Origin of the sequence: Duganella sp. HH101 (assembly GCF_001758795.1) — a bacterium.
GTDB classification, from domain to species: Bacteria; Pseudomonadota; Gammaproteobacteria; order Burkholderiales; family Burkholderiaceae_D; genus Rugamonas; species Rugamonas rivuli.
Map to the genome: position 1 here is coordinate 1 of NZ_LRON01000008.1, position 24789 is coordinate 24789.

Below are 24789 nucleotides of genomic sequence, written 5' to 3' on the forward strand. Positions count from 1 at the left end.
GGCGGCGGCGCCTGCGCCTGCCACGGCAGNGGTCGGCGGCAGCGCGGCGGCCTTGCGGCAGCTGGCGGCGATCTGGGGCTTGGCGCTGCCGGATGGCGAGCCCTGTCCGACGGCGGCGCGTTTGAATCTGCGCTGCTTGCAGGTCAAGGGCGGCATCGCCGATTTGCGCCTGCTGGACCGCCCGGCGATGCTGACGCTGCACGACGATCCCACCGCCGCCAACTACGTGCTGCTGACGGCGATGGACGAGCGCAGCGACCAACCAGTCGTCGCCGGCCCGGCGGCAAGCCGCAGAGCATAGCCCTGGACGCGCTGGCGGCGCGCTTCGGCGGCGAATTCACGACCTTCTGGCGCGCGCCGCGCAGCTGGCGGGATGAGGTCTCGGGCGGCGATCACGGGCCGGACGTGGACTGGCTGGCGCGGCGGCTGGCGCAAATCTATGGCCTGAAGAAACCGCAGGACGATCAGCCGCTGAGCGCCGGCCTGCGCGCGCGCCTGACCGATTTCCAGACCGAGCAGCATCTCAAGGCGGACGGCGTGGCCGGTCCGAAAACTTTCATCCGGCTGTACCAGCTGGGCGGCGTGCAGGAGCCGCGTCTGCTGGCCCGCGCGAACGCCGGCGGCAGCGCGGGAGCAGGGGAATAATATGTCTTACATTTTGGAAGCGCTGAAGAAGGCGCAGGCGGAACGTCAACTGGGCAGCGCGCCGACGCTGCACGCGCCCGTGCTGCATGGGACGGATCGAAAGACGGCGGGCGGCGCGTTGACCAAGCCGCTGGTGCTGGCGGCACTGGCGATGGGCGTGGCGATCGTGGTGCTGCTGGTGCTGGTGTTGCGTCCGGCGCAGCAACGGCAACCGGCAGACGCCCAGCAGGTGGCTGCCGTCGCTGCGGGCGGACCGGCGGCGACGCCGGTTGCCGCAGCCACGCCGGCCGCCGTGCCGGCGCCTGTCGCGCCTGTCGTCCCGGCGCAGGCTGGCGGCGCGCCGTTGGCGGCCGCGTTGCCGCCGCCGGTGGCCACCGTCACGCCCGCGCCACGCCCGCAACCAGTGGCCGAGGCCGCCGTGGCGGCACCTGTGAGCGCGCCCGCGCCCGCCACGCCGGCGCCGCTGGCGGCGGCCGACAAGCCAGCCAAACCAGCCGCCGCGCCGGAAGAGCCGGTCCAGAACCTGCGCGACCTGCCGGAGCCGATACAGCGTTCGATCCCGCACGTCACCGTCGGCGGCTACATTTATTCCAAGAACCCTGCCGACCGCCTGCTGTTGATCGACAAGATCCTGCGCCACGAAGGCGAGGAAGTCGCGCCCGGCCTGATGCTGGAAAAACTGCAGCCGCGCGAGGCGGTGTTCAGTTTCAAAGGCTACCGCTACCGCGTTCCGTATTGAAAGCTGTCACAGCCCCGTCATGTGTGCATGATATTTTTCTATCATTGACATTCATGCACGGGAAATACGATGAAATACCTGAAATTGTTGCCTCTGTTGATAGCCGCCGCCTTCGCCGTCCCACGCGCCCATGCCGCCGAGCAGGCGCCGTCGGCCCAGCAGGAGACCGGCACCTACGCCGCCGCCGCCATCAGCCTCGGTTTGCTGTTGCTGGGCGCGCGGAGTTCTCGCGTTGAACCTTTCAAGGCCCTGAACGAGGAGTAAGCCCCGGCCTCCCACGATGTTGCTGCGTATAATGGTGGCAACAAGATGTCGTGGAGAGGTAGGGCAATGCAGAGAGAAATTCCCGCGCGCAAGCGCACTGTCCTGGCGATCACCGGGACGTCGGGCAGCGGCAAGACGACGCTGCTGGAGTTTCTCATCGCCGGGCTGGCAGGGCGGGGCTTGAAGGTCAATGTCATCAAGCACAGCCACCACGACCTGGAACTGGAGCCGCCGCGCAAGGACAGCGCCCGCCTGCGCATGGCCGGCGCCGCCGAGGTGATGGTGGCGTCGCCGTTCCGCATGGCGATCATCCGCGAACTGCGCGGCGCCCCCGAGCCGTCGCTGGATGAGCAACTGGACCGCCTGGCGCCCGCCGACCTGACGCTGCTGGAGGGCTTCAAGGCCTATCCGATCGCCAAGCTGGAGGTCTACCGGCCCGCATCCGGCAAACCGCCGCTGTATCCGCACGATCCGCTGGTGATCGCAGTCGCCTCCGACCAGCCGTTGCCGCCGGACTTGCCGCCGTCGGTGGCCTGGCTGGACTTGAACCGGCCGCAGGCGGTGCTGGCCTGGCTGGGCGACTATTTGAAAAAAGTTTCATCGAACGCCTAAAGTTACGCGCCGAACGTCCGTAACAATAGTGATACGCCTTACTGGAGAATCACATGGACGTTTCAGGTATTGCTCAAGTAGCAACCACGATCGCTGACACCGGCACCAAGCAGGCGGTCGGCATTGCTGTGTTGAAAAAAGCCCAGGATATCCAGGCGTCGAGCGCTGCTGCCCTGATCGAGGCGATTCCACCGGTGCCGTCGGCGCCGAATCTGCCTTCGCATCTCGGCAACACCATCAACACGACTGCCTGACCGGCATCGCCGCGGCCCGTTCGGCGCCGCCTCTTCCCGCCTGCGCGCCGACCGGTGCGCAGCGTGTCGGCGCGTTGCCGCGCCCGACGACTTCTTCCGATTTGAATCCAGTCAACAGAATGATGCGTACAAGCGTTAATGCTGGTACGCTGCGTCTGCTTACGGGGCCCGCAAAAATTTTCAAAAAAACCTGTAAGGATGGACCCTCGTTGGCCGACTACCGTACAGTTGCAGACGATTGCGTTGCACATCAAACTTAACTTTCCACTGAGGAGACTTACCATGAACAAACGCCAAGCCCTGATCGCCGCCGCCCTGGCCACCGTATGCGCCGCTGCCGTCGGCAGCGCTTCCGCCGCGACCGCGTCGGCATCGGCTGAAAAAGAGAAATGCTTCGGCATCGCCAAGGCAGGCCAGAACGATTGCGCCTCGGCCAACGGTTCCCACTCCTGCGCCGGCCAGTCGAAGACCGACAACGGCGCCGCCGAGTGGAAATATGTCGCCAAGGGTACTTGCGAAAAAGCCGGCGGCAAAACCGCAGCGCCAGCCAAGTAATCGGCACAGCCGGTCGCGCACTCATGTCCTTGCCACGTCCAGCGCAGCAGTTGCCGGGCGTCGGCGTGGGGCTGAGGGCGCCGCACTACCGGCAGTTTGTCGAGCAGCGGCCGCGCGCCGCCTGGCTCGAAGTTCATACCGAAAATTATCTCGATCAAGCCGGCTGGGACTGGCACGTGCTGCAGCAATTGCGGCGCGATTATCCGATCAGCCTGCATGGCGTCGGCCTGGGACTGGGCTCGGCGCGCGGGTTCTCCGAACAGCATCTTGAACGCGTGCGCAGTCTGGTCGAGCGCGCCGAACCGATGCTGGTGTCCGAACACCTGTGCTGGGGCGCCGTCGGCGACCGGCAGCTCAACGATTTATTGCCGCTGACGCTGGACCGCGCCGCGCTCGATTTGCTGTGCGCGCGCGTCGGCCGCGTGCAGGACACGCTGAAGCGCCAGCTGCTGCTGGAGAATGTGTCGACCTATGTGCGCTTCCATAGCGACGCGATGAGCGAGGCCGAGTTCATGGTGGAACTGGCGGCGCGCAGCGGTTGCGGGCTGCTGTTGGACATCAACAATCTGTACGTCAATCAATGCAACCACGGCGAGGACGCGCTGGCCGCGCTGGCCGCGATCCGGCCCGGCATGGTGGGCGAGATGCATCTGGCCGGCCACCTGGTGACGCCGCAAGCGGTGATCGACCACCATGGCGATACGGTGGCCGAGCCGGTCTGGCGCCTGTACGAGGCGGCCTTGCAGCGCTTCGGCGCGGTGCCGACCTTGATTGAATGGGATACCGATATTCCCGAGCTCGGCGTGCTGCTGGGCGAGGCGGACAAGGCCGAGGCGCTGCTGCGCCGCCATGCGGCGGCGGCCGCGCCATGGCCGGCGTCGGCCGCGGCGCCGGCCATGGCATCGGCCACGGCCGCTGCGGCCGCTGCGCTCGCTACGGCGGACGAGCCGGCAGCCACGCTGACGCTGGCCGCCGACCAGCAGGCGTTCGCCGCCGGCTTGTTCGATGCTGAGCTGGCGCCGGCGGCGCTGGCGCAATTCAAAGGCGAACACAGCGAGCACCGCTACGCCCTGTATCGCGGCAACCTGAGCGCGACCTGGGGCAAGACGCTGGGCGCGGCCTACCCGGTGATCCAGATGCTGGTGGGCGAGGAATTCTTCGGCGGCCTGGCGCAAGCCTACGGCCGCGCGCAGCCGTCGGACAGCGGCGACCTGAATCGCTTCGGCGCGCACTTCGCCGATTTCCTGCGCGCCTTCCCGCATGTGGCCGACTACCCGTATCTGCCCGACATGGCGACGCTGGAGTGGACCTTGCACCGCGCCCACTACGCGCCGTCGGCCGAGGGCGTGACGGCGCAGCAGATGGCGGCGCTGTCGCCGCAGCAGGTCGAGACGGCGCGCCTGCAGCTGCATCCGGCATGCACGCTGCTGGCTTCGGCATGGGCGGTGATCCCGCTGTGGCAGGCGCACCAGGCCGAGGGCGAGGTGGCGTTCCCGTCCGAGCTGGCGCTGGCCAGCTATGGACTGGTCACGCGCCCGCACTGGAAAACCCGGGTCCTGGCGCTGAGCGCGGCCAGCCATGCGGCGCTGTCGGTGCTGGCGGCGGACGGCGAGCTCGGCGCGGCGCTGGACGCGGCCTTCGAGCTCGACGAAGACTACGACTTCGCCGCCCATTTGCAGCAATGGATAGATTTCGCATTGATTGTCAGGATAGAGGTCTAACGGCGACTAACTAATTTTGAAAGCGCAATGATGAAAACTATCCTCGGACTGCACCAGCAATTATCCCGCTACGATGCGGCACTGACCGCGTGGGGCGGCTCCCTGATGAGCCTGGTGCTGCGCTGCTATGTGGGCTGGCAATTCTTAAAGGCCGGCATGGTCAAGGTCGGCGACTGGAGCGCGACGCTGTCGCTGTTCCGCGACGAGTACATGGTGCCGCTGCTGCCGCCCGAGCTGGCGGCCTACGCGGGCGCGGCGGGCGAGCTGGTGCTGCCGGTGCTGCTGTTCGTGGGACTGGCGTCGCGGCCGGCGGCGCTGGCCTTGTTCCTGGTGAACGCGATGGCGGTGATTTCGTATCCGCAGCTGCTGAGCTTTGAATGCCCGGCCGCGATCAACGACCATTTCTACTGGGGCGCGATGCTGCTGGTGCTGGTGGCCTTCGGCCCGGGCAAGGTGTCGCTCGATGCGTGGCTGGCGCGGCGCCGTTAAGTCGGCCGGAAGGCGCGCAGCAGCTTGGCCTCGCCGGTCAGGTCCTGGTGCAGGCGGTTGGCGGCGGCGGTCAGCTCGATCATGCGGTCGAGCTGGACGTTTTCGAAACGCGCCAGTTCCTCGGTGGCGGTCAGCAGCGCCTGCGCCAGCTTGGCGCGGGCCGCCTGGTACAGCACGCCGTGGTACTGGCCGGTGTTCTTCAGCAGTTCTTCGGCGTTCTCGATCACTTGCCGGAGGTCGTCGAGCAGGCGTTCCTGCGTTTGCATGTTGTTGGCAGGATCGTCCATGACGTTCCCCTGGTCGTAAAAAGTTGAAAAAGCCGGCTGGCGGGCTATCCCAATATAGCGATGGTCAGGTCCGCCGGTTTGCGCCCGATCAAACGCGCAACCCCGCATGACCTCAGCTTAGGCCATTATTGCTCAAATGCAAGAACCAATCACACGCCGTCAACGCTGATGCGGATGTCGCCCACGGTCACTTGCTGGCCGGCGCGGATCTTGGCGGTCTTGCGCAACTCTTGTTTGCCGTCCACTTTGACGGTGCCGCTGGCAACCATCATCTTGCCGGCGCCGCCGCTGTCGCACAGGCCCACCAGCTTTAACAGCTGATTCAGCTCAACAAACTCTCCGCTCAATTCAAAACTTACTCTCTGCATTTTATCCTCTGTTGCTATGATGTGAAATCGGCTCCGCCGCTTACTTTCAGTAGTGTAGCGGCATTCCGACAGGGCCGCAGTTTACTCGACGGATACCGCACGGTTGAGATTGCTGTTGAGAAAAAAAGTTGCTATCCTGAGTTAACTGCTGAATATTTGTGCAGCATGATTTGCCCTCAGCGAGTTGCATCATGAACAAGCTCATCTGGCCCCTGGCCGTCCTGATTTGCCCGCTTTCCGGTTTGGTAAGCGCCGCTGCATCCGATCCTTTTTCCCCGCAACGATTGCCGACCGCTTTTGAAAAGCGGGCCAATTCGTCGCTGCTGTTCGAGGCGGCGGACCGGCAGTCCGCGCTCAGCGAGCAGGTGCAGGGCGAGAGCGCGCCGCGTTACGGCGTCGGCTACCACGGCGGGCCGCGCCTGCACTTCGGCGCCTTGCCGGACAACCTGACCTTGCTCGATCCGCTGGGGCCGATGCTCAACGAGCACAGCAAGCGGTTCCTCACCAGCGCGGATTTTGAAAAGAAAATGGGGCGCGCGGTCGGCATCCTGACCATCGGCGTGCTGCGCGAGACCGGTTCGGCGCTCGGCTCGCAGCAGTCGCCGGCGCTGGCCATGAACACCCGTCCGACCACCACCTTCACCTCGCTGTCGCTGGGCTACGCGCTCAGCTCGCGCAGCGCGCTGATGCTGATGGCGTCCTATGGCCGGACCGAAGGCATCGGCAATCCGGACAGCCTGATCGCGCAGGTGTCGTCGGTGCGCACCGTGGCCTACAGCGTGGGCTTGTCGACGCGCCAGGTGTTCAACAGCCACGACCGCCTGGCGATCACCTTGTCGGTGCCGGCCAGGGTGCGCACCGGCACGCTGCAATACAGCGGGGTGTCGCCGCAGAACGGCGACCCCGGCGCACCGGCCTTCGGTGCGCCGACGCTGAACCTGCGGCCGACCGCCACCGAACGCGACCTGGAAATCGGCTATACCACCATGTTCGGCCGCGATGGCCGCATGGGCAAGCTGACGGGCGCTGTGATGTGGCGCGTCAACCCCGGCCACGACGCCAACGCGCGGCCGGACTGGCTGACCGGCGTCCGCTACTCCTACGGCTTCTAGGCGCCCGGACGGGTCATGTCCAGCGGCACGATCCACTGCTCGAACTGCTCGGCGCTGACGTAGCCCAGCGCCAGCGCCGCCTGCTTCAGCGTCGTCCCTTCGTGCTGCGCCTGCTTGGCGATGGTGGCGGCCTTGTCGTAGCCGATGTGCGGCGCCAGCGCCGTCACCAGCATCAGCGAACGTTCCATCAGCTCGGCGATGCGGCCCCGGTTGGGCTCGATGCCGTGCACGCAATGCTCTTCGAAGCTGCGCATGCCGTCGGCCAGCAGGCGCGCGCTTTGCAGGAAGTTGTGGGCGATCAGCGGCTTGTAGACGTTCAACTCGAAGTTGCCGGAGGCGCCGCCCACGGTGATGGCGACGTCGTTGCCGAACACCTGGCAGCACAGCATGGTGACGGCTTCGCACTGGGTCGGGTTGACCTTGCCCGGCATGATGGAGCTGCCCGGCTCGTTTTCCGGTATCGTGATTTCGCCCAGGCCGGAGCGCGGGCCGGAGGCCATCCAGCGCACGTCGTTGGCGATTTTCATCAGCGCGGCGGCCAGGGTTTTGAGCGCGCCGTGGGCCAGCAGCAGGGCGTCGTGGCCGGCCAGCGCGGCGAATTTGTTGTCGGCGCTGCGGAAGGGCAGGGCCAGCGTGTGCTCCAGCTCGGCCGCGATGCGGTGGGCGTATTCGGGGTGCGCGTTGAGGCCGGTGCCGACGGCGGTGCCGCCGGCCGCCAGTTGCAGCACGCCGGGCAGGGCGGTGCTGATGGCGCGTTCGGCGAAGTCGAGGTGGGCGACGTAGCCGGAGAATTCCTGGCCCAGCGTCAGCGGTGTGGCGTCCTGCAGGTGGGTGCGGCCGATCTTGACGATGTCGGCAAAGGTTTCGGCCTTGGCGTGCAGGCTGTCGCGCAGCTGGCGCAGCGCCGGCAGCACGTTGCCGGCCAGCGCCTGCGCGGCGGCGACGTGGATGGCCGTGGGGAAGATATCGTTCGAGGACTGGCCTTTGTTGACGTCGTCGTTGGGGTGCAGCTTGCGCGCTTCGCCGCGCACGCCGCCCATCAGCTCGGAGCCGCGGTTGGCCAGCACTTCGTTCATGTTCATATTCGACTGGGTGCCGGAGCCGGTCTGCCACACGGCCAGCGGGAATTCGCTCGGGTGCTGGTCGGCCAGCACTTCGTCGGCGGCCTGGGTGATGGCGATGGCCTTGGCGCCGTCGAGCAGGCCGAGGTCCAGGTTGACGCGGGCGGCGGCGCGCTTGACGCTGGCCAGCGCGTGAATCAGCTCCAGCGGCATGCGTTCGGTGGAGATGTGGAAGTGTTCCAGCGAGCGCTGGGTTTGCGCGCCCCACAACTGGTGGTCGGGAACGTCGATCGGGCCAAAACTGTCACGTTCACTTCTGGTGTTCATGGTTTTTCCTTTGGGCGGATAGGCAATCATGTGAGTTTGCTAAGTGGTTTCTAGTGTAGCGCAGTCTGGAAAAATTAACCTGGGGCTACAAAACCGGGAAATTCAGCCGTTATAGCTGATACACTTTTAGAATTCGCGGCCAAGCGACCACAACATGCAGCGCACACCTTTCCTGACCTTGATCTTTGCTTGCGCCGGCGCACTGTCGCTGGCGGCTGCCGCGTCGGCGGCGGAACTGGGGGAGGTGGCGGTGCGCTCGTTCATCGGCCAGCCCTTGTCGGCCGATATCGAGCTGGTGCAGCTGGCGCCGGACGAGGTGTCGGCGCTGCAGGTGCGGCTGGCGCAGCCGGATGTGTATCGCGGCGCCAGCATTACGATGAATCCGGCGCTGGCCGGCGTTCATATGTCGGTGGTGCGGCGCGACGGGCGCCAGTTCCTGCATCTGACGACGACCCGCAATATCGATGCCGAGTATGTCCATTTGTTCCTGGAGTTGAGTGCGGCCGGGCGCCATGATGTGCGCGCGGCCACGGTGTGGCTGCAGCCGGATCCGAATCCGGCGCCGTTGCCGTCGGCGCTGCCGGTGTTGACGGTGGCGCAGACGGCGGCGCAGGCTCGGGCGGCCAAGGCGGCTGAGGTGGCGGCGTCTGCTCCGGTCGATACGGCGCCGGCGCCGGCTCCTGTGCGCGACCGGACGCGGCCGGCGCCGATGCCGGCTGCGCATGAGTCGGAGGTGGGCGAGCCGGGCGGCTTGCGGGCTGCGCCTGCGTCTGCGTCTGCGCCATCGCGGCGGTCGGCGGTGCGTGCGGTGCCGCCCAGGCCGGCGGCCGGCGGCGAGGCGGCGCAGGCCGATGGCGGCGTGCCGCTGGGCGTGGCGCAGGCTTTGTTGCCCCTGCCTCCGTTGCCGCTGCCTAAGGGCGTGAAACGGCCGGCGGCTCCGGCGGCTTGTACGCCATCCGGCATGAGCGCGAAAGAATGCGCGGTGCTGGACACGCATAGTGTGGAGTTGTCCAGCAAGCTGGTCGAACTGGAGGGCAAGGTAAAAGTGCTGCAGGGCGCGCTGGCGGCGAAGGGCGGGGCGGCTGCCAGCGGGACGGCTGTCGCACCGGCGACGGCTGCGGTTGCGCAGCCGGCGGCGTCGGGCGTGCATGGCCCGGCGGCCAGCGGTCCGGCTGGCGGGCATGAGGCGGCGGCTACGGCGGCGCATGCGGCCTCGGCTGCGCATGCGGCGTCGGCAGCGCCGGCGGCTGCGGCGGCACATTCGACCTCGGCGTCCGCTGCTGCGGAGGCGGCGCATGGTGCGTCGGCCTCGGCCGGGGCGGCGTCTGCGGCGAGCGCTGCGAGCGCGGCGGCGGGCGAGCCGGCTTCCGGCGCGGCGTCGGCGGAGGCGTCGGCGCCGGTCAAGAAGGTGCGCGTATTGCCCAAGCTGAAGTACAAAAAGGAAAAGCCGCCGGAGCAGCCGTCCAGCAATCTGCCGCTGATCGGGGCCGGCGCCGGGTTGCTGGCGCTGCTGCTCGGCGCGGGCGGCTTCCTCTATCTGCGCAAGAAGCGCGGCAGCGGGCCGTTGAAGATCTGGCAAGGATTCCGCAAGAAAAAGCCGGCCGCCGAGGAGACGCCGCCGGTGGAGGCGCCGCCATTGCACGAAGTCACGCCCGAATCAATGATGGAACGGTAATAAGCATATAACTGCCGGCTCTTATCCAAGCGGGACGTTCTGGGGTATAGTATTCGACGCCCATATTCCCACCATCCCTGAAAGAGCCTTATGACCGCAGCAGATCTCCCGTCTCAGCATCACGAGCAATACCAAGCTTTCAAACAACTCGGCCTGAAGCTGGACATGTCCCGTGGCAAGCCAGCCCCCGAGCAGCTGGATCTGTCGAACGCCCTGATGGCGTCGCTGGACGGCTACCAGGCCGTCGACGGGACCGACGGCCGCAACTACGGCGGCACCATCGGCCTGCCGGAAGCGCGCGAACTGTTCGGCAAGCTGCTGGACGTGCCGGCCGCCCAGGTGGTGGTCGACAGCAGCGCCAGCCTGTCGCTGATGCATGACGTGATCATCTACAGCCTGCTCAACGGCACGCCCGGCCATGCGCCGTGGGTGCGCGAGCCGGTCACTTTCCTGTGCCCGGTGCCGGGCTACGACCGCCATTTCGCCATCTGCGAGGCGCGCGGCATCAAGATGATCAACATCCCGATGACCGAAGCCGGCCCGGACATGGACCTGGTGGAAAAACTGGTGGCCGAGGATGCCAGCATCAAGGGCATGTGGTGCGTGCCGAAGTACAGCAATCCGGGCGGCGTGGTGTACTCCGACGCCGTGGTGGCCCGTCTGGCGGCGATGAAGACCGCCGCGCCGGACTTCCGCCTGATGTGGGATGACGCCTATCGCTTCCACCATCTGGGCGAGCAGAAGCTGGAAGTGGCGAACATCCTGGACGCCTGCGCCCAGGCCGGCAACCCGGACCGCGCGATCGTGTTCGCGTCGTCGTCCAAGGTGACGTGGGCCGGTTCGGGCATCGCGGCGCTGGCGGCGTCGCCGGCCAATATCGCCTGGTGGACCAGGCACGCGGGCATCCGCAGCATCGGCCCGGACAAGATCAACCAGCTGCGCCATGTGCGCCTGCTGAAGGATGTGGCGACGGTGGAAGCCTTGATGGAACAGCACCGCCAGCTGTTGAAGCCGAAGTTCGAGGCGGTGCTGGCGCAGTTCGAGCACTACCTGGGCGACGTGCCGGGCGTGTCGTGGACCCGTCCGCAGGGCGGCTACTTCATCGATCTGGTCACGCCGCAGGGCTCGGCCAAGCGCACCGTGGCGCTGGCCAAGGAAGCCGGCATCACGCTGACGCCGGCTGGCGCGGCTTTCCCTTATGGTAACGATCCTAAGGACAGCCATATCCGCATCGCGCCTAGCTTCCCTTCGCTGGAAGAGATCACCAAGGCGGCGCAGGGGATCGCGCTGTCGCTGCGGGTGGCGCTGGGCGCCTGACCCCGCACGGCGGCGAACAGGGTCGGACCCCATGCGGGGTCCGACCCTTTTTTGTTTGGGGCGAAAAAAAAGCGCCGGGGAGGCGCTTTGGGCAGAGGGGGGGGTTTATTGGCGCGACATGCCGGGAACGCTGTTCAGCCATGGCTCGGTGACGTCGCGGATTTCGCGGTCGTTGGCCAGGATTTGCTTCAGCAGGTCGATCTTGCGCAAGCGCGGGGCGCCGCTCAGTGCCGGGGTGCCGCTGCCGGCTGCGCGGGCTTCGGTGGCGCATTGCGCTTCCAGGCGGCTCAGGCCATCCCAGTCTCCCAGACGTGCGGCGGCGGCCATCTGATTGGTCAAACCGGCAATATTTTCGTACATCGAGAGGACTTCGGTGGAGGTCATGTTCTCACCCTGGCTAGTTAAAACGGATTACCGCATGTCCTGATTAACGTCGCCTTAAACGGGAACTTTAGGGTGTTTTGAAAAAATATTTGAAAAAAAAGCCGCGCGATGCGAAATCGGCGGCTTTCCATGGTCTTTAAAGCAAGCTGGCTTATTTGACCAGCTCCTCCAGGCCCGCGCTCAGCTCGTCCGGCGGCGGCATGTCGTCGATCAGGGCGTTGTCGTCCAGGCCCAGCTCCTCGGCCAGGTCGGCCGGGTAGCAGGCGGCGATCTCGTCGTCGCTCAGCTGCGCCTGCTCGACGCGGGCGCGCCAGGCTGCCAGCGAGACCACGGCGGCCAGGCGATTCAGCTCGCCGTTGTGGTGCGGTTCCGGGAAGGCCAGGATGGTTTCCGAAAAGGTTTGCGGGAACTTCCAGCGCTTGGCCAGTTCGGCGCCGACATCGGCAAAGGTGTAGCCGAACGAAGCCTGTTCGGCGTCCAGGCGGCGCGAGTCCATCGGGCCGGCCACCTTGTCCAGCGCCATCGCCTGTTCGGCCATCGCCGAGTGGATCACCAGCTGGCCGATGGCGTGCATCATGCCGATGGTGAAGGCGAGGTCGGTGTTTTCCTTGGTTTTCTTGGCGATCCATTTGGCGCACACCGCGGTGTGCAGGCTGTAGCGCCAGAATTGCTTGAGGTCGAGACCGGGCACGGTCTTGAAGCCGCTGACCAGGCCGGAGCTGATGACCAGCGTGCGCACGGTGACGAAGCCGAGCATCAGTACCGCATCTTCCACGGTGCCGATGCTGCGCGAGACGTGGTAGTAGGCCGAGTTGGCCAGTCGCAGCAGCTTGGCGCTCAGCACCGGGTCCGTCGACAGTTTCTTCGCGATCTCTTCGGTGGAGACGCTGGCCTTGTCGAAACTGCTGATCAGCTCTTCCACGACTTTAGGCGCAGTGGGCAACGCAGTTGGATTCTGGAACAGGGCATCAAGTTTCATATTTATCTCCTGGGTAATTAGCGCGTTGCTATAGGCTAACTATATAGCGATTCCCAGAATGAATGAAGCAATTTTGCTGGGGGAGCGTCTCTTTTCTGCCGTGCTGCAACCATCTGTTCCGCGGAATCCGCAGTTCGTCGCAAACCGGCGGCGGCGCGCATGCGGAGGCGATAGAGTGCAGGCTGGCGTACCACGCCCGTCATCCAACCAGATCCATTATCAAGGGACTTTTATGCACCCATCCGCAACCGCTCTACGCCTGGCCGTCTGCGCCACCCTGATGCTGGCCGCGCCGCTGCGCGCCGAGCCGGCCAACACCGCACCGCCGGCCGCCGCCACTAAAACCGCCGTGCTGCCGGGCGACGATTTCTTCGATTACGTCAACGGCGACTGGCTCAACAGCGTCGAGATTCCGGCCGACCGCAGCGGCTGGGGCGTGGGCAACGCGCTGATCGAGGACACCAACCAGCGTCTCCTGAAATTGATCGAAGCGATGGCGGCGCAGCCGACCGACGCCGAGGCGAAAAAAATCGCCGACTTCTACGCCAGCTTCATGGACGAAGCGGGCATCGAGGCCAAGGGACTGGCGCCGTTGCAACCGCTGCTGCAACAGATCGCCGCCATCCGCGACAAGGGCGAGCTGGCCAGGGCGCTGGGCGGCACGCTGCGGGCCGACGTCGATCCGCTCAACGCCACCAACTTCTTCACCGAGAACCTGTTCGGCCTGTGGATCGCGCAAGGCCTGAAAGACGCGGAGCACTACACGCCCTATCTGCTGCAGGGCGGGCTGGGCATGCCGGATCGCGCCTACTATCTGGACAACACGCCGGCGATGAAAAAGCTGCGCGGCCAGTACCAGGCCCACATCGCCGCCACCTTCAAGCTGGCCGGCATCGCCGACGCCGATGCGCGGGCCGCCCGCGTGTTCGAACTGGAGCGCCGCATCGCCATGGCGCACGCCAGCCGCGAGGTGTCGTCCGACGTGCTGAAGGCGAACAACAACTGGAGCGCCGCCGATTTCGCGCGCAAGGCGCCGGGGCTGGACTGGAAGGCCTTCTTCGCCAGCGCCGGTTTGGGCGAGCAGAAAAAATTCATCGTCTGGCATCCGGGCGCGGTGGTGGGCGCGGCCAGGCTGGTGCAGTCGGCGCCACTGGAAACGTGGAAGGATTTCCTCGCCTTCCACAGCGTGAACCATGTGAGCAGCGCGCTGCCCAAGGCGCTGGCCGAGCAGCACTTCGATTTCTATGGCCGCACGCTGAACGGCACGCCGGAGCAATCGCTGCGCTGGAAGCGTAGCCTGAACGCCGTCAACATGGCCATGCCCGATGCGCTGGGCAAGGTGTATGTGGCCAAATATTTCCCGCCCGAGTCCAAGCAGCGCTTGCAGCAGATGGTGGCCAAGATCGTCGATGCCTTCCATGCCCGCATCGACCAGCTGGCGTGGATGGCGCCGGCCACCAAACTGGAAGCGCACGCCAAGCTCAAGACCTTGTACGTGGGCATAGGCTATCCGGACAAGTGGGCCAGCTACGAACAGCTGGCAGTGACGCCTGACGATGCGCTGGGCAACCTGCTGCGCGCCGAACGCGTACACACGCAGCAGCAGTTGGCCAAGCTGAAGCAGCCGGTGGACCGTGGCGAGTGGTGCATGCCGGCGCAGCTGGTCAACGCGGTCAACATGCCGATGCAGAACGCGATCAACTTCCCGGCGGCGATCCTGCAGGCGCCGTACTTCGATCCGCAGGCCAGCGATGCGGTGAACTATGGCAGCATCGGCGCGACCATCGGCCACGAGATCAGCCACAGCTTCGACGACCAGGGCGCCCAGTTCGATTCCAGGGGACTGCTGCGCGACTGGTGGACGGCGGCCGACGGCAAGCATTTCAAGCGCGCTTCGGCGGCGCTGGCGGCGCAGTACTCGGCGTACAAGCCGTTCCCGGATCTGGCGATCAACGGCCAGCAGACCTTGAGCGAGAACCTGGCCGACCTGGCTGGCCTGGCGGCGTCGCATGATGCCTACCGGGCCACGCTGGCCAAGCCGAGTGCGACGGCGGAAGCGGACCAGCAGTTCTTCATCGGCTACGCGATGAGCTGGCGCGAGAAGGCACGCGAAGCGGCGCTGCGCCGCGCGATCCTGACCGACGGCCACGCGCCGGACAAGTGGCGCACCGCCACCGTCCGCAACATGGATGCCTGGTATCAGGCTTTCAATGTGCAGCCAGGGCAGACTTTGTATCTTGCGCCGAAGGACCGCGTGCGGGTCTGGTAAATTGAACGGCGCTGCCCGTCAGTGATCGTCGGTCAGTTGATCGTACTCGCGGCGATAGCGGGGCAGGCGGCGCTCCAATGTGTTTTGCGATTGATGGTTGGCGTGCTCTACCAGCGCAAGGGCGGTGGTCAGGGCGTCGCTCATCGATTTCGCGGCGACGGTCATGGCGTCGGCGGCGGACAAGGGCTGTTTGGCGGCGCGCTTTTGCAAACGGTCGCGCAGGCGGGCGGCGTTGGCCCAGTTACTCGCGGACGGCGATGATGGCCGCCTCCACCGGCGACAGCGTGCTGCCGCTCTTGCGTAGAAAATCCGCCAGCTCGGAGTATGCGGCGGGTGGAAGCTCACAGGTCTGTGCGGCATTCATGCTCGTTCTCCTCGCTCGTTGTGTCGTGTTTTGTCTCGTTCTGTCTCGTTAGACCTTGTGCGCCGCACAAAGTTCAAACGAGTCAAAACGAGACAGAACGAGACATCCAAACGAGCACGAATGCCGCACAGGCCGAATTTCGCACCCGCCGTATATACTGGCGGCATGAACCCCGACGACCCCATCGAGCAGATCACGCAGACCACGCTGCAGCATTACGAGCGCACCGCCGAGCAATTCTTCGCCGGCACTATCGACCACGATGTGAGCCAGAACATCGCCGCCTTGCTGGCGGCCATACAAGGCCCGGCGCCATACCGCCTGCTGGACCTCGGCTGCGGCCCCGGCCGCGACCTCAAGACCTTCAAGGACATGGGTCACGAAGCGATCGGCGTCGACGGCTCGGCGCGTTTCGTCGAGATGGCGCGCGCCTACAGCGGCTGCGAGGCGTGGCAACAGGACTTCGTCAAACTCGACCTGCCCGCCGGTTTTTTCGACGGCGTCTATGCCAATGCCTCGCTGTTCCACGTGCCGAGCGCCGCGTTGCCGCAAGTGCTGCGCGACTTGCATGCCGCGCTGAAAACCGGCGGCGTGCTGTTCAGCTCCAACCCGCGCGGCGACAACCGCGAAGGCTGGAACGGCCCGCGCTACGGCAGCTACTACGATTATGAAACCTGGGAGCGTTACCTGCTGGCAGCGGGTTTTATCGCAGTCCAACATTACTACCGCCCGGCGGGCTTGCCGCGCGCACAGCAGCCTTGGCTGGCCAGCGTCTGGCGCAAAACTTGATTGCGGTTCAGGGTGCGTAAGCGCACAGAAACTCAGCCGCCCTCTGCCTATAGTGGATGCCATGCACACAGCACAGCGCTGCGTGTCCTGTAGCTTCATCACCCACTAGGAGTTCACCATGAACAAAGATCAAGTTAAAGGTACTGCGAAAGACATCGGCGGCAAAATCCAGGAAGAAGCCGGCAAGCTGGTCGGCAGCTCGGAGCAGCAAGCCAAGGGCCTGAACAAGCAAGCTGAAGGCAAGCTGCAAAAAGGCCTGGGCGATGCGAAAGAAGCCGTCAAGGATGTCGTCAAGGGCAACCGCAACTAAGCGTCGCACCCTCATAAAAAAAGGACCCGAGGGTCCTTTTTTTATACTGTTTATTTCGTTTCCGGCATCAGGTTCTTCTTGAAGAAGGCCTCGATGTTGCCGTACACGTGGCGCTGCGGGCCGCGTCCCGAGATGCCATGCTTGGCGCCCGGATAGGTCATCAGCTCGAAGTGCACATTGCGCTTGACCAGCGCGTCGATCATGCGCGTGGTGTTGGTGAAGAGCACGTTGTCATCGGCCATGCCATGCACCAGCAGCAGCGGCGATTTCAAGCCGTCCAGGTGCGAGTACACGCCCGCCGATGCATAGCCCGCCGCGTTTTCCTTCGGCGTGCCCATGAACTGCTCGGTGTAGTGGGTGTCGTACAGCGACCAGTCGGTCACCGGCGCCACCGACACGCCCATGGCGATCTTGTCCGACGCTTCCGCCAGCAGGCGCAAGGTCATGAAACCGCCGTAGCTCCAGCCGAACACGCCCACGCGCTTGGCGTCGACGAAGCTCTGCTTGCCCAGCCATTCGATGCCGGTGATCTGGTCTTCCACCTCGACCTTGCCCAGGTTGTGGTAGTTGGCGTCGGTGAACACGCGCTCGCGGCGCGAGGAACCGCGGTTATCCAGACGCCAGACCACGAAGCCCTGCTGCGCCATGTACTGGTCGAAGAAGTTGCCCCATTTGCGCGCCACGTGCTGCGAGTGCGGGCCGCCATAGGTCGACAGGTAGACCGGGTATTTCTTGGCAGCGTCGAAGCCGCTCGGCTTGATCATCGAGTAGTACAGGGTCTGGCCGTCCTTGGCCTTGAGCGTGCCGTACTCGGTGTGCAGGTGGGCGTCCAGGTATTTGCCGTAAGGATGGGAAGCGTTCAGCTCGTTGCGCTCCAGCCAGCTGATCATCGCGCCGTCCGGACGGCGGATGCTGACCTGCGGCGGCGTGTCCGGATCGGAGTAGGTGTCGACGAACACTTCGCCGTTGCGGGCGAACGAGGCGTCGTGCCAGCCGTCGCCCTGGGTGATGCGCACCGGCTTGTTGGCGCTGCTGCCGTCCAGCTTGAGCATATAGGTCTGGCTGTCGACGACGGCGTCGCGGTTCGATTGCACGAACACGCGGCCGCCTTTTTCGTCCAGCGCCAGCAGGCGGTCGATGCCCCATTCGCCGCTGGTGATGGCGTGCTGCAGCTTGCCGTTCATGTCGTACAGGTACAGGTGCTTGCGGCCGCTGCGCTCGGAGGCCCAGACGAAGCCCTTGTCGTTGCCCAGGAAGCGCAGGTCGTCGAAGATGCTGACCCAGGTCGGCGAGGTTTCGGTGATCAGCACTTTCTGCGCCAGCGTGGCGGCGTCGACCGACACCAGTTCCAGTTGCTTCTGGTCGCGGCTCTGGCGCTGGAACAGCAGGGCCTTGGCGCTGGCGCTCCAGTCGGCGCGCACCAGGTAGATGTCCTGGTTGGCGCCCAGCTCGACGTTGCGGATCTCGCCGCTGGTCGGCGACACGATCTTCAGCTGCACCAGCACGTTCGGATCGCCGGCGGCAGGGTAGCGCTGCTCGACCACGTCGGTGCGGTCGGCGAAGATTTCGAAGCGGCGCACCACCGGCACCGGCGCCTCGTCGTAGCGCTTGTAGGCGATGGCGGAATCGTCCGGCGCCCAGTAGTAGCCGCTGGTCTGGCCCATTTCTTCCTGCGCCACGAACTCGGCCTCGCCGTTATGGATGGTGCCGGCGCCATCGGTGGTCAGCTGCTTTTCCTTGCCGGTGGAGAGGTCGATCACGTACAGGTTCTGGTCGCGCACGAAGGAGACGTAGCGGCCTTTCGGCGAAATCTTGGGATCGAGCACATTGCCCGAGGCCACCATGCGCGCGGCGTCCGGCTTGCTGGCGTCGATCAGGTACAGATTGCCGGCTATCGGCACCAGCAGCTGCTTGCCGTCCGGCGACCAGCTGTAGCTGAGGATGCCCTTCAGGCTGGCGGTGCGCTCGCGCTCGCGGCGGGCCTTCTCGGCGTCCGACAGGTTCTCCTCCGGCACCAGGATCTTGGAGTCGACCAGGCGGTGCGTGGTCTTGTCCTTCAGGTTGTATTCCCACAGGTCGAGCTGGAACTGGTTGTCGTCGCGGCCGCGCAGGAAGGTGACGCGGGCGCCGTCCGGCGATACCTTCAGGCTGCGCACGCCGGGGCCGCTCAGCGACGGGTCGGCATGCAGGCGGTCCAGGGTCAGTTTTTCGGCCGAGGCTTGGGAGCCGGCCAGCAGGGCGAGGAAGCAGAGGATGAAGCGCATGGGAGTGAGTGTCTCTTGGTTATCAGAACCCAAGACGATACCAGACCGGCCCGCTTGTGGCGAGACGGCAATGTTCTGAATCCGCGCAGGAAAACCGTTTTTCCTTCGGTAGCTGTAACGGGCTGTATCGCTCAGCCGGTCCGCGCATGGGCCACGCGGGCCAGCGACAGCCGCTGCAGCGACCAGCTCAACAGCACCGCCGCCACCGTCAGCCCGATCACCAGGCCGATCCAGAAGCCGGCCGCCGCCATCGGCTGCGCCGGCGACCACGGCAGCCATTGCGGCGCCAGCCCCAGCCAGCAGCCCAGCGGCAGCGCGAAGCCCCAGAACGCCAGCAGCTGGATCTGCATCGGCTGGCGCGTGACCTTGTAGCCGCGGATCGCGCACGAGGTGGCGACCTGGGTCGCGTCCGACAGCTGGAACAGGGCGGCGAACAGCAGCAATTGCTCGCACAGCGCCTGAACCGCCGCGTCCGACGTGTAGGCGGCGGCGATCTGCCGCCGGCACAGCACGATGAACAGCGCCGACAGCACGGCAAACGCCAGCGACATCCACACGCCCACCCAGGCCACGAAGCGCGCCCGCACCGGATTGCCTTCGCCGACCGCCTGGCCGACGCGGGTGATCAGGCCGATGCCAAAGCTCAGCGGCACCATGAACACCAGCGAGGAAAAGTTCAGCGCGATCTGGTGCGCCGACACCTGCACCACGCCGTAGCGCGCCACCAGCAGGCTGACCGCGCCGAAGGCGCTGACCTCGGCGAAATAGGTCACGCCGATCGGCAGCCCCAGCTTGAGCATCGAGCGGATCTCCGGCCAGTGCGGCCATTCCCAGTGGGTGAACGGGTAGGTGGCGCGGTAGGCCGGCGCGCAGCGCATCCACACCAGCATGGCGGCCAGCATCAGCCACATGCACAGGCCGGTCGCGACCGCGCAGCCGACCCCGCCCAAGCGCGGCAGGCCCCAGTGGCCGAACACCAGCAGCCAGTTGACGAACACATTGAACAGCAGGCCCAGGATGGCGATCAGCATCACCGGCTTGGTCTGGTTGATGCTGGTGCTGTAGCCGTACAGCGCGCGGTAGGCGGCGAACGGCGGCAGGCCGATGCTGATCGCGTGCACGAACAGCGTGGCCTGGCGCTGCACGTGCGGTGTCAGGTAGAGGTGCTCGAACAGCAGCGTCGCCATGTTGGCCAGCAGCATCGCCAGCACACCCACGCCCAGCGCCTTCCACAGCGATTGCCGCACCGCGTGCGGGATGCGCGCCAGCTCGCCGGCGCCGACGTCGTGCGCCACCACGCTGTTAATCGCCATCATGGTGCCGCTGACCGTGACCAGGATGATGGACCAGATCGACGCCCCCAGCGACACGGCGGCCAGTTCGTCGGCGCTGGCGTGGCCGGTCATCGCCACGTCGGCCACGCCCATGCCCACCGTGGCCAGCTGGCCGATCAGCATGGGCCAGGCCAGGCGCCACAGGGCGGCGGCTTCGCGACGGAGGTTGGGCAGCGTGAACGAGTGGGGCATGCGCGGCGATCGGAACAGGGCGGGCGGCCATTTTACCCCGGCACTATTTTGCCTGCAGAGACTATCATTACAATTTATTGCAAATTAGCCATACCGGCGTGTCGGCCGTAACGTTAGCATGCGCGTTGTCGGTGCATGTCACCGGCCGATTAACTTTTTTACCTTGGCGATCCCTATCATGAAACCATTCCTGCACCGTCTGACCCGCGCCGCTGTTTTGCTGGCTGCTCCTCTGCTGGCCGCCCCGCTGCTGGCCCTGTCGGCCCATGCCGGCGAGCTGACGCTGTTTACCGACTCGAACTTCGAAGGCCAGCCGCTGACGCTGCGCGGCAGCGCGCCCGACCTCGATCCGCTCGGCTTCAACGACCGCGCCTCCAGCGTCGTCGTGCGCTCCGGCACCTGGCAGCTGTGCGAACATTCCGAATACCGGGGCCGCTGCATGACGGTCGAGCGCGGCGAATACCGGTCGCTGTCCGGCTTCAACGACGTCATCTCGTCGGTGCGCGAAGTCGGCGGCGGCGGCCGCGACGACCGTGGCGGCCGTGACGACCGCGGCGGCCGCTGGGACCGCGACGACGACCGCGGCTACGGCCACCGCCGCGAAGCCATCATCCTGTTCTCCAAGTCGCGCTTCAACGGCGCCCGGCTGGAGCTGCACAACAACGAAGTGCGCACGCTGGACCGCTACGACTTCAACGACGTGGCCGGTTCCGTCATCGTCAACGAAGGCCGCTGGGAACTGTGCGAGCACGCCGACTTCGGCGGCCGCTGCATCGTGCTGGAGCCGGGCCGCTACGAGTTCCTCGACGACATGAACAACCGCATCTCTTCGCTGCGCCGCGTCCGTTGAGCGGGGTGCGCTATCATGGGCGACACCGCCATCTTTCGGAGTACCGTTCATGAAGCGAATACTGGGCCTTGCGCTGCTGGGCGCCGCCGCGGCGGCGCAGGCCGGCGACATCACGCTGTACACCCGCGCGCACTTCGGCGGCCCGGCCCTGCAGCTGCACGGCTCGGAGCCCGACCTGGACAAGCTGGGCTTCAACGACCGCACCTCCAGCGTGATCGTGCAGAACGGCACCTGGGAAGTGTGCGAGAACAAGCACTACAAGGGCAAGTGCCTGATCCTGGAAAAGGGCGAATACGCCGAGCTCAAGAACTTTAACGACATGATGTCGTCGGTGCGCGAAATCGAGGCCAGGCCGGCCGCCAAGGACAAGCCCGAGCATAAATGAGGCGGCGGGCGCCGCCTTCGCCCATTTGGCGCTAGACTGTGGCTGACGCAATACAGGAGCGCGACAACGTGGAATACAAGGATTACTACCAGACCCTGGGCGTGCCGAAGACGGCCACCGAGGACGACATCAAGAAAGCCTACCGCAAGCTGGTCCGTAAATACCATCCGGACGTCAGCAAGGAGGCCGATGCCCAGGGCAAGACCCAGGAATTGAACGAAGCCTACGGCGTGCTGGGCGACGCCGAAAAGCGCGCCGCCTACGACGAGCTCGGACGCGGCCACCAGTACCGCGCCGGCCAGGAATTCCGTCCGCCGCCGGACTGGGGCCGGGGCTTCGGCGGCAACGGCGCGGGCGCGGGCGGCTATGGCGGCGATCCCATGGGCAGCGATTTCTTCGCCGACCTGTTCGCCAACCTGGGCGGCGGCCGCCGGCGCCAGGCGCCGCCCCAGCGCGGCGAGGACAGCCACGCCGCCATCACCATCGACCTGGCCGACAGCTATCAAGGCGCGACCCGCACCATCACCCTGACCGTGGCCGAGCGCGACGCCCAGGACCGCATCGTCACGCGCGAGCGCAACCTCAGCGTCAACATTCCGAAGGGCGTGACGGCCGGCCAGCAGCTGCGGCTGACGGGCCAGGGCCAGCCGGGCGCGGCCGGGCCGGGCGACCTGTACCTGGAAATCCAGTTCCGGCCGCACGCGCGCTACCGCATCGACGGCCGCGACGTCTACGAGACGGTGCCGGTGGCGCCGTGGGAAATGGCGCTGGGCGGCGAGATCGAGGTGGCCACGCCGTCCGGCAAGGTCAACGTCACGGTGCCGGCCGGCTCGCAGAGCGGCCGCAAGCTGCGCCTGCGCGGGCGCGGCATCCCCGGCAAGGAGGCCGGCGACCTGTATCTGCTGCTGGAAGTGGTGCTGCCGCCGGCCAGCACCGACAAGGCACGCGAACTGTATCAAGCGATGGCGCGCGATCTGGCTTTCAACCCGCGCGCGGGAGGATGAACGATGGGACAGGCTATCTTGGAGGCGGTGCTGATCGACGACGCCGCGCTGACCGTGGAAGAACTGGCGCAAGCCTGCGCCGTCGAGCCGGACTGGGTGGTGCAGCGGGTGCGCACCGGCATCCTGCTCGACAGCGCCGAACCGGACTGCGCCGACATCGTCGCCTGGCGCTTCACCAGCGCCGACCTGGTGCGCGCGCGCCGGCTGTGCCAGGTCGAGCGCGACTTTGACGCCAACGACGACGTCGCCGCGCTGGTGGTCGATCTGTCGGAAGAGATCCGCCGCCTGCGCTGCAAGCTCAGCGCCGCCGGAGTGAAATAGGGGCGGGCGCGCTCAGGCCGGCCGGCGCCTCGCCCATCGGCGGCAGCGGGCCGGGCTTGGCCCTGGCGCCGGCCTTGGCTTTGGCCGCGGCCGGCGCCGGCTGGCCCGGCGTGGCTGCGTCGCGCAGCCGGTGGTACATATGGCTCAGGCCCGCGTCGCCCGGCACCGGCACCGGCCGCAGGTCGTGGTTGGGCACCGGCTCGCCGGGCTGCTCGGGCTGCTCCAGCTCCATGAACTGCTGCATCAGCCAGCGCGTGGCCGGGCCCGGCTCCTCGTCGCCGCGCCGTATCACGTACAGCGGGAAGCTGAACGAGCTGCCCTCGCTGATCTGCAGCTGCACCAGCCGCCCCGCGTCCAGATCACACTGCACGAACTCGACCGGCATATTGCCCCAGCCGATGCCGCTGCGCAGCAGCGCGTGCTTGGAGCTCAGGTCGCCCAGCCGCCAGTCGCGCAGGGCCAGCACGCCGAAGTCCTGGCCCTTGGTCAGCGTGCTGCGGTCGGTCAGCACCAGCTGGGTGTGCTCGCGCAGCACCGCACTCGGGATCTTGCCCTCGATCTGCGCCAGCGGATGCTCGGGCGAGGCCACCGGCACCATGGTGACGAAGCCGCAGCTCTGGCGCTCGATGGTGTCGGGCGTGCCCGGCATCCAGCCGCTGATGCCGATGTGGCATTCGCGCTGCAGCACCAGCTCGGTGACGGCGCCCAGCGCCTCGGTGCGCAGCCGCATCGCCACGGTCGGGAATTCCTTCTGGAAGGCGTGCAGGATGCGCACCAGCTTGCAGGTCGAGAACATCACGTCGACCACCACCGACACCTCCGCCTCCAGCCCGGCCGACAGCGCCTTGGCGCGCGCCCGCATGCCGTCCACCTTGAGCGACACCGCGCGGGCGTCGGCCAGCAGCGCCTTGCCGGCCTCGGTCAGCACCGGCTTGCGCTTGCTGCGGTCGAGCAGCTCGACGTTGAGCTGCTCCTCCAGGTTGGCGATGGTGTAGCTGATCACCGACTGCGTGCGGTGCAGCGCCCGCGCCGCGTGGGCGAAACCGCCATGGTCGATGACGGCGATAAACACCCGCAGCTGGTCGAGGGAGGGCAGGCCGGGATCGCGCATGGGAACACCTTGTTGGAAAATTGATATCGAATATATCGATAGGTAGGATTTAAATTTACAGTATTTCGTCGATACTAAACCCGTTCTATGATGGAAGCAATCCCTCCCCACACGAAAGGTTTAGCATCATGGCAACCGTACTCCACATCAACAGCAGTGTTCGTCAAAACGGCTCCCTGTCGCGCCAGCTGGGCGGCGAATTCGTCGCCAAATGGCAAGCGGCCAACCCGTCGGGCACCGTCGTCACCCGCGACCTGGCCGCCAGCCCGGTGCCGCACCTGACCGAGCAGATGATGGGCGCCTACTTCACCCCGGCCGAGCAGCGCAACGCCGACCAGGCCCACACCATCAAGACCTCCGACGTGCTGGTGGACGAGCTGCTGGCCGCCGACACCATCGTCATCGGCGCGCCGATGTACAACTTCTCCGTCACCTCCGGCCTGAAAGCGTGGATCGACCACGTGGCGCGCGCCGGCCGCACCTTCAAGTACGGCGCCAACGGCCCTGAAGGCCTGGTGCACGGCAAGAAAGTGATCGTGTTCGTCGCCAGCGGCGGCGTCTACAGCGAAGGCCCTGCAGCCGCCTACGACCACGTCACGACCTACCTGCGCTCGGTGCTGGGCTTCCTCGGCATGACCGACATCACCTTCGTCGTCGCCGAAGGCGTGGCCATGGGGGAGGAAGCGGTGGCCGCCGCCGTCGCCAAGGGCCGCTCGAAGATCGAAGCGATCGCCGCCTAATTTCCGCCCCCCCCGCAATGAAAAACTCCCTGCCGGCTGGCGCCGGCAGGGAGTTTTTCGCGTTCAG

Annotated in this window: 29 protein-coding genes; 19 read left to right on the forward strand and 10 right to left on the reverse strand. The window is 66.1% G+C overall.

Annotation, left to right across the window (positions count from 1 at the left end):
• The first annotated feature begins 405 nt into the window (after nt 1-405).
• From DUGA2_RS34490 to DUGA2_RS14305, 8 genes are all read left to right on the forward strand, one after another.
• Nucleotides 406-645: a peptidoglycan-binding protein gene (locus DUGA2_RS34490; RefSeq protein ID WP_070269844.1), complete on the forward strand. Its 240-nt coding sequence runs from the start codon at nt 406-408 to the stop codon at nt 643-645.
• Nucleotide 646: 1 nt separating this feature from the next.
• Nucleotides 647-1384: a general secretion pathway protein GspB gene (locus DUGA2_RS14275; protein WP_070269845.1), complete on the forward strand. Its 738-nt coding sequence runs from the start codon at nt 647-649 to the stop codon at nt 1382-1384.
• Between the two features lie 69 nt (nt 1385-1453).
• Nucleotides 1454-1648: a hypothetical protein gene (locus DUGA2_RS14280; RefSeq protein ID WP_070269846.1), complete on the forward strand. Its 195-nt coding sequence runs from the start codon at nt 1454-1456 to the stop codon at nt 1646-1648.
• Between the two features lie 66 nt (nt 1649-1714).
• Nucleotides 1715-2260, forward strand: a complete 546-nt coding sequence (mobB, locus tag DUGA2_RS14285; protein ID WP_070269847.1) for a molybdopterin-guanine dinucleotide biosynthesis protein B — start codon at nt 1715-1717, stop codon at nt 2258-2260.
• Between the two features lie 53 nt (nt 2261-2313).
• A complete protein-coding gene (locus DUGA2_RS14290) occupies nt 2314-2514 on the forward strand; it encodes a YjfB family protein (RefSeq protein ID WP_008446074.1) in 201 nt (66 codons plus the stop codon).
• A 282-nt stretch (nt 2515-2796) separates the two neighbouring features.
• Nucleotides 2797-3069: a DUF2282 domain-containing protein gene (locus DUGA2_RS14295; RefSeq protein ID WP_070269848.1), complete on the forward strand. Its 273-nt coding sequence runs from the start codon at nt 2797-2799 to the stop codon at nt 3067-3069.
• A 23-nt stretch (nt 3070-3092) separates the two neighbouring features.
• Complete coding sequence (locus DUGA2_RS14300; protein WP_070269849.1) at nt 3093-4790, forward strand: DUF692 family multinuclear iron-containing protein; 1698 nt, start codon at nt 3093-3095, stop codon at nt 4788-4790.
• A 27-nt stretch (nt 4791-4817) separates the two neighbouring features.
• Nucleotides 4818-5279: a DoxX family protein gene (locus tag DUGA2_RS14305; protein ID WP_307170337.1), complete on the forward strand. Its 462-nt coding sequence runs from the start codon at nt 4818-4820 to the stop codon at nt 5277-5279.
• Here the strand turns inward: DUGA2_RS14305 and DUGA2_RS14310 are convergent.
• Together DUGA2_RS14310 and DUGA2_RS14315 are read right to left on the reverse strand one after the other, a co-directional pair.
• Nucleotides 5276-5566, reverse strand: a complete 291-nt coding sequence (locus tag DUGA2_RS14310; protein ID WP_070269850.1) for a DUF883 family protein — start codon at nt 5564-5566, stop codon at nt 5276-5278. The genes DUGA2_RS14305 and DUGA2_RS14310 overlap by 4 nt on opposite strands.
• 149 nt (nt 5567-5715) lie before the next feature.
• Complete coding sequence (locus DUGA2_RS14315; protein ID WP_008446085.1) at nt 5716-5934, reverse strand: RNA-binding S4 domain-containing protein; 219 nt, start codon at nt 5932-5934, stop codon at nt 5716-5718.
• Nucleotides 5935-6125: 191 nt separating this feature from the next.
• Between DUGA2_RS14315 and DUGA2_RS14320 the strand changes: the two genes are divergently transcribed.
• Entirely contained in the window at nt 6126-7046 is a 921-nt protein-coding gene (locus DUGA2_RS14320) for a hypothetical protein (RefSeq protein WP_070269851.1), read from the forward strand.
• Here DUGA2_RS14320 and fumC read toward each other — a convergent pair.
• A complete protein-coding gene (fumC, locus tag DUGA2_RS14325) occupies nt 7043-8434 on the reverse strand; it encodes a class II fumarate hydratase (protein ID WP_070270244.1) in 1392 nt (463 codons plus the stop codon). The two genes, DUGA2_RS14320 and fumC, sit on opposite strands and share 4 nt — an antisense overlap.
• Before the next feature lie 154 nt (nt 8435-8588).
• On the opposite strand from fumC, the gene DUGA2_RS14330 reads away from it, so the two are divergent.
• Both DUGA2_RS14330 and DUGA2_RS14335 read left to right on the forward strand, forming a co-directional pair.
• Nucleotides 8589-10109 carry a FimV family protein gene (locus tag DUGA2_RS14330; protein ID WP_070269852.1) on the forward strand — a complete coding sequence of 507 codons (1521 nt, stop codon included), beginning with the start codon at nt 8589-8591 and terminating at the stop codon, nt 10107-10109.
• A gap of 90 nt (nt 10110-10199) precedes the next feature.
• Nucleotides 10200-11426: an aminotransferase class I/II-fold pyridoxal phosphate-dependent enzyme gene (locus tag DUGA2_RS14335; RefSeq protein ID WP_070269853.1), complete on the forward strand. Its 1227-nt coding sequence runs from the start codon at nt 10200-10202 to the stop codon at nt 11424-11426.
• Nucleotides 11427-11531: 105 nt separating this feature from the next.
• Here DUGA2_RS14335 and DUGA2_RS14340 read toward each other — a convergent pair whose 3' ends face one another.
• On the reverse strand, nt 11532-11810 hold the full coding sequence (locus tag DUGA2_RS14340) for a flagellar protein FliT (RefSeq protein WP_008446096.1): 279 nt from the start codon (nt 11808-11810) through the stop codon (nt 11532-11534).
• A 151-nt stretch (nt 11811-11961) separates the two neighbouring features.
• On the reverse strand, nt 11962-12789 hold the full coding sequence (locus DUGA2_RS14345; RefSeq protein WP_070269854.1) for an HDOD domain-containing protein: 828 nt from the start codon (nt 12787-12789) through the stop codon (nt 11962-11964).
• Nucleotides 12790-13021: 232 nt separating this feature from the next.
• Here DUGA2_RS14345 and DUGA2_RS14350 point away from each other — a divergent pair, with 232 nt between their 5' ends.
• Entirely contained in the window at nt 13022-15058 is a 2037-nt protein-coding gene (locus tag DUGA2_RS14350) for a M13 family metallopeptidase (protein ID WP_070269855.1), read from the forward strand.
• An 18-nt stretch (nt 15059-15076) separates the two neighbouring features.
• On the opposite strand, the gene DUGA2_RS34495 is transcribed toward DUGA2_RS14350, so the two are convergent.
• Both DUGA2_RS34495 and DUGA2_RS34805 read right to left on the reverse strand, forming a co-directional pair.
• Nucleotides 15077-15268: a hypothetical protein gene (locus tag DUGA2_RS34495; RefSeq protein WP_229214689.1), complete on the reverse strand. Its 192-nt coding sequence runs from the start codon at nt 15266-15268 to the stop codon at nt 15077-15079.
• A gap of 31 nt (nt 15269-15299) precedes the next feature.
• Nucleotides 15300-15422, reverse strand: a complete 123-nt coding sequence (locus DUGA2_RS34805; RefSeq protein WP_286162312.1) for a hypothetical protein — start codon at nt 15420-15422, stop codon at nt 15300-15302.
• A gap of 165 nt (nt 15423-15587) precedes the next feature.
• On the opposite strand from DUGA2_RS34805, the gene DUGA2_RS14360 reads away from it, so the two are divergent.
• Together DUGA2_RS14360 and DUGA2_RS14365 are read left to right on the forward strand one after the other, a co-directional pair.
• Complete coding sequence (locus DUGA2_RS14360; RefSeq protein WP_070269856.1) at nt 15588-16211, forward strand: bifunctional 2-polyprenyl-6-hydroxyphenol methylase/3-demethylubiquinol 3-O-methyltransferase UbiG; 624 nt, start codon at nt 15588-15590, stop codon at nt 16209-16211.
• A gap of 118 nt (nt 16212-16329) precedes the next feature.
• Nucleotides 16330-16521, forward strand: a complete 192-nt coding sequence (locus tag DUGA2_RS14365; protein WP_070269857.1) for a CsbD family protein — start codon at nt 16330-16332, stop codon at nt 16519-16521.
• 50 nt (nt 16522-16571) lie between these two features.
• Here the strand turns inward: DUGA2_RS14365 and DUGA2_RS14370 are convergent, their stop codons facing one another.
• Together DUGA2_RS14370 and DUGA2_RS14375 are read right to left on the reverse strand one after the other, a co-directional pair.
• Nucleotides 16572-18785, reverse strand: coding sequence for a S9 family peptidase (locus tag DUGA2_RS14370; RefSeq protein ID WP_070269858.1), 2214 nt, complete (start codon nt 18783-18785; stop codon nt 16572-16574).
• 131 nt (nt 18786-18916) lie between these two features.
• Complete coding sequence (locus DUGA2_RS14375) at nt 18917-20311, reverse strand: MATE family efflux transporter (protein WP_070269859.1); 1395 nt, start codon at nt 20309-20311, stop codon at nt 18917-18919.
• A 178-nt stretch (nt 20312-20489) separates the two neighbouring features.
• Here DUGA2_RS14375 and DUGA2_RS14380 point away from each other — a divergent pair, with 178 nt between their 5' ends.
• From DUGA2_RS14380 to DUGA2_RS14395, 4 genes are all read left to right on the forward strand, one after another.
• On the forward strand, nt 20490-21161 hold the full coding sequence (locus DUGA2_RS14380) for a beta/gamma crystallin-related protein (protein ID WP_070269860.1): 672 nt from the start codon (nt 20490-20492) through the stop codon (nt 21159-21161).
• A 49-nt stretch (nt 21162-21210) separates the two neighbouring features.
• Nucleotides 21211-21546, forward strand: coding sequence for a beta/gamma crystallin-related protein (locus tag DUGA2_RS14385; RefSeq protein WP_070269861.1), 336 nt, complete (start codon nt 21211-21213; stop codon nt 21544-21546).
• A 68-nt stretch (nt 21547-21614) separates the two neighbouring features.
• Nucleotides 21615-22550 (forward strand): DnaJ C-terminal domain-containing protein, encoded by a 936-nt coding sequence (locus DUGA2_RS14390; protein ID WP_070270246.1) that lies wholly within the window; start codon nt 21615-21617, stop codon nt 22548-22550.
• 3 nt (nt 22551-22553) lie between these two features.
• Nucleotides 22554-22871, forward strand: a complete 318-nt coding sequence (locus tag DUGA2_RS14395; RefSeq protein ID WP_070269862.1) for a chaperone modulator CbpM — start codon at nt 22554-22556, stop codon at nt 22869-22871.
• Here DUGA2_RS14395 and DUGA2_RS14400 read toward each other — a convergent pair.
• On the reverse strand, nt 22849-23982 hold the full coding sequence (locus DUGA2_RS14400; protein WP_070269863.1) for a LysR family transcriptional regulator: 1134 nt from the start codon (nt 23980-23982) through the stop codon (nt 22849-22851). The genes DUGA2_RS14395 and DUGA2_RS14400 overlap by 23 nt on opposite strands.
• 128 nt (nt 23983-24110) lie before the next feature.
• Here DUGA2_RS14400 and DUGA2_RS14405 point away from each other — a divergent pair, with 128 nt between their 5' ends.
• A complete protein-coding gene (locus DUGA2_RS14405) occupies nt 24111-24722 on the forward strand; it encodes an FMN-dependent NADH-azoreductase (protein WP_070269864.1) in 612 nt (203 codons plus the stop codon).
• Nucleotides 24723-24789 lie beyond the last annotated feature (67 nt).